At 65.4% G+C, this 2,940-nt stretch carries 5 protein-coding genes; 4 read left to right on the top strand and 1 reads right to left on the bottom strand.

All coding sequences use genetic code 11. The annotated features are described in order from the left end of the window. The 4 genes from WCE35_RS17320 to WCE35_RS17305 form a co-directional block, all read left to right on the top strand. Positions 1–174, top strand: a 174-nt coding sequence (locus tag WCE35_RS17320; protein ID WP_424594554.1) for a hypothetical protein, incomplete at its 5' end; no start/stop codon positions are given. Between the two features lie 163 nt (positions 175–337). Beyond that, positions 338–1,180 carry a shikimate dehydrogenase gene (locus WCE35_RS17315; protein WP_424594552.1) on the top strand — a complete coding sequence of 281 codons (843 nt, stop codon included), beginning with the start codon at positions 338–340 and terminating at the stop codon, positions 1,178–1,180. A gap of 109 nt (positions 1,181–1,289) precedes the next feature. Continuing rightward, entirely contained in the window at positions 1,290–1,868 is a 579-nt protein-coding gene (locus WCE35_RS17310) for a hypothetical protein (RefSeq protein WP_424594553.1), read from the top strand. Positions 1,869–1,954: 86 nt separating this feature from the next. Further along, positions 1,955–2,581: a hypothetical protein gene (locus WCE35_RS17305; RefSeq protein ID WP_424594551.1), complete on the top strand. Its 627-nt coding sequence runs from the start codon at positions 1,955–1,957 to the stop codon at positions 2,579–2,581. 172 nt (positions 2,582–2,753) lie between these two features. Here the strand turns inward: WCE35_RS17305 and WCE35_RS17300 are convergent. Beyond that, on the bottom strand, positions 2,754–2,940 hold a 187-nt coding region (locus tag WCE35_RS17300), incomplete at its 5' end, for an alpha-hydroxy-acid oxidizing protein (RefSeq protein ID WP_424594550.1).

Genomic DNA, 2,940 nt, shown 5'->3' with positions numbered 1-2,940 from the left:
GGATGGGACTGTGTCCGCGCCACCATGCCGGAAGCCGAAATCGGCGACCTGATCGTGGAGCTGCGCTCGGCCACCGCCGGCGCTGGCGGTTTCACCCGGCAGTTCGACCGCATGGCCGAGGTCACCGGCCGCGCCGCCGACCAGATCATCGCCGCGCATCGGGCGGCGGCGTAAAGATAGCGGGAATCATGACCTTCCGGTGGAGGGTCGTGATGATTGGCAATGCAGGCGGAGGTAACTTGCGCACGATGATCGGTGCGGAGGACGGTATTGGTGGCTACCATTACCGCGAAGCGGCGGGATTGACAGCGACCGCCGCTTGTCCGATCTGAGCGCGATGACCACCGCAACCAAAGCCCGCGCCGCCTGCCTGATCGGATGGCCGGCCGCGCATTCGCGCTCGCCGCTGATCCATCATTACTGGCTGCGGACATCAGGCATCGAGGGCGGCTACAATATCGAGGCGGTACCGCCGGAGGGATTTGCCGAGTTCGTCACGCATTTGTCGGCCCATGGCTTCGTCGGCGCCAACGTCACCATTCCGCACAAGGAGCGCGCGCTGGCGCTGTCGACGCCGGATGCGCGCGCCCGCGCGGTCGGCGCCGCCAATACGCTGTGGTACGAGAGCGGCGAACTGCGCTCGACCAATACCGACGTCGAAGGTTTTATCGACAATCTTGACGCCTGCGCGCCCGGATGGGACCAGACGGCCGAGGCGCTGGTGCTCGGCGCCGGAGGCGCGGCGCGCGCGGTCGTGTTCGGGCTGCTCGAGCGCGGCATTGCGCGCGTGCATGTCGTCAACCGGACCCCGGAGCGGGCCCGGCTGCTCGCGGATCAATTCGGCGCGCGCGTTCAGCCGGCGCCATGGCAGGCGATCGCTGAACTGTTGCCGCGCGCGGGATTGCTGGTGAATACGACGTCGCTCGGCATGCTCGGCCAGCCCGCGCTCGAACTTGATGTCAGCCGGCTTGCCGCCGACGCCGTGGTCGCAGACCTCGTCTATGTGCCGCTCGAAACGCCGCTGCTGGCGGCAGCGCGGGCGCGCGGGCTGAAGACCGCCGATGGGCTCGGCATGTTGCTGCATCAGGCGGTGCGCGGCTTCGAATTGTGGTTCGGACAGCGTCCGCAAGTGACGGCGGAACTTCGTGCTTTGATCGAAGCCGATCTCACAAAGGTTTGAACCGGAATATCGGTTCGGCACCGGTGTCCATTGTTAGGTGGTGCCCACCGGAGATCGATTCATGCCCGCTCGCCATTCCCAATTCATTCGCCCGCTGTTCGCCGTCGCGATGGTTGCGGCCTCGTCGTTCTGCGCAATCGCCCAGCAGCCGCCGACACCGTCGCGGGTCCGCGGCACCATCGAAGGCGTCGATGGCGACGTGCTGGCCGTCAAGTCGCGCAGCGGCGAGGACGTCAAGCTGCGCATGACCGGCGACATCCGGGTGGTCGGAATCATCAAGATCGCGCTGTCCGACATCAAGGTCGGCTCGTTCATCGGCACCACCACGGTGCCGGGACCGGACGGCAGCCAGAACGCGGTCGAGGTGCATGTATTTCCGGAAGAGATGCGCGGCACTGGCGAGGGCTCGCGTCCCTACGATCTGCGCCCCAACAGCACCATGACCAATGCGACGGTGGACCAGTCTGTCGTCGGCAATGACGGCCACACGCTGCTGATCAAATACAAGGACGGCGAAAAGAAGGTCCTGGTCTCGCCCGAAACGCCGGTCGTGACGTACGTTCCGGCCGACAGATCCGATCTCAAGCCGGGCGCCAGGATCATCGCCTTCATGAAAAAGCTGCCGGACGGTTCGCTCGAGACCAACCGCGTCAGCGTCGGCCGCGACGGGCTGACGCCGCCGATGTGAGGGCGGCGGGGCGCGGCGCCACGGAATAGCCTCAGCGTTGTGGTGTTTCGAACTTCAATCGAAAAAGCCCGGGAGGAGTACGGACCATGCCGAAGATTTCTTCGCTGATACCCCGCGTCGTGGCGTCGCTGGCGCTCGCAGCCGTGCTGGGAAGCTCTGCCTTCGCGCAGCAACCGCCGACGGTTCGGATTCGCGGCACCATCGAGGCCGTCGATGGCGCCATGCTGTCGATCAAATCGCGCGATGGAGCCGACATCAAGGTCCGCATGACCGACAATGTCGCGGTGTTCGGCGTCGCCAGGACCGAAATGTCGGAGATCAAGCAGGGTTCCTATATCGGCGTCTCCGCGATGCCCGAGCCCGACGGCACCCAGAAGGCGCTTGCGGTGCACATCTTCCCGGAAAACCAGCGCGGCGCGGCCGAAGGATTCCGGCCCTGGGACCTCCGCGCCAACTCGACCATGACCAATGCCACCGTCGCCGAGACCGTGAAGGGCACCGACGGCCAGAATATCCTGGTCAAGTACAAGGACGGTGAAAAGAAAGTCGTGGTGCCGCCGGACACGCCGATCGTCACCTTCGTCGCCGGTGACAAATCCGAACTCAAGCCCGGCGCCAAGATCATCATCTTCGGCGCGGTGAAGAAGGACGACGGCACCCTGGAAGCGGGCCGCGTCAATGTCGGCCGCGACGGCATCACCCCGCCGATGTGACCTTGCTTTCTTCCCCTCTCCCCTTGTGGGAGAGGGCGGATCGCATCGACCGATGCGAGACGGGTGAGGGGTATGTCTCCGCGGATAGAGACCCCTCATCCGGCGCTGCGCGCCACCTTCTCCCACAAGGGGAGAAGGAAGAGAGGAAGCGGCGGCAACGCTTTGATACTTGCTAAACCGCGATCACCCGGTCGTCGATCTCGGCGATGGTGTTGACCCCGCACAGCCCCATGGTCGTGGTCAGCTCCCTGGCGATCACATCGATCGCCTTGGCGACGCCGGCTTGTCCGGCGGCCCCTAACCCGTAGACATAGGCGCGGCCGATCATGCAGGATTTGGCGCCGAGCCCAAGCGCGCGC

This window comes from Bradyrhizobium sp., assembly GCF_049691595.1.
GTDB lineage: Bacteria > Pseudomonadota > Alphaproteobacteria > Rhizobiales > Xanthobacteraceae > Bradyrhizobium.
The sequence above is the reverse complement of the archived record's forward strand: the minus strand, read 5'-3'. Positions and strand labels throughout refer to the sequence as shown.

Excerpts from the sequence above, each read along its gene's own strand:
- WCE35_RS17315 (WP_424594552.1), top strand. The coding sequence starts at position 338 with ATGACCACCGCAACCAAAGCCCGCGCCGCCTGCCTGATCGGATGGCCG.
- WCE35_RS17310 (WP_424594553.1), top strand. The coding sequence starts at position 1,290 with ATGGTTGCGGCCTCGTCGTTCTGCGCAATCGCCCAGCAGCCGCCGACA.
- WCE35_RS17305 (WP_424594551.1), top strand. The coding sequence starts at position 1,955 with ATGCCGAAGATTTCTTCGCTGATACCCCGCGTCGTGGCGTCGCTGGCG.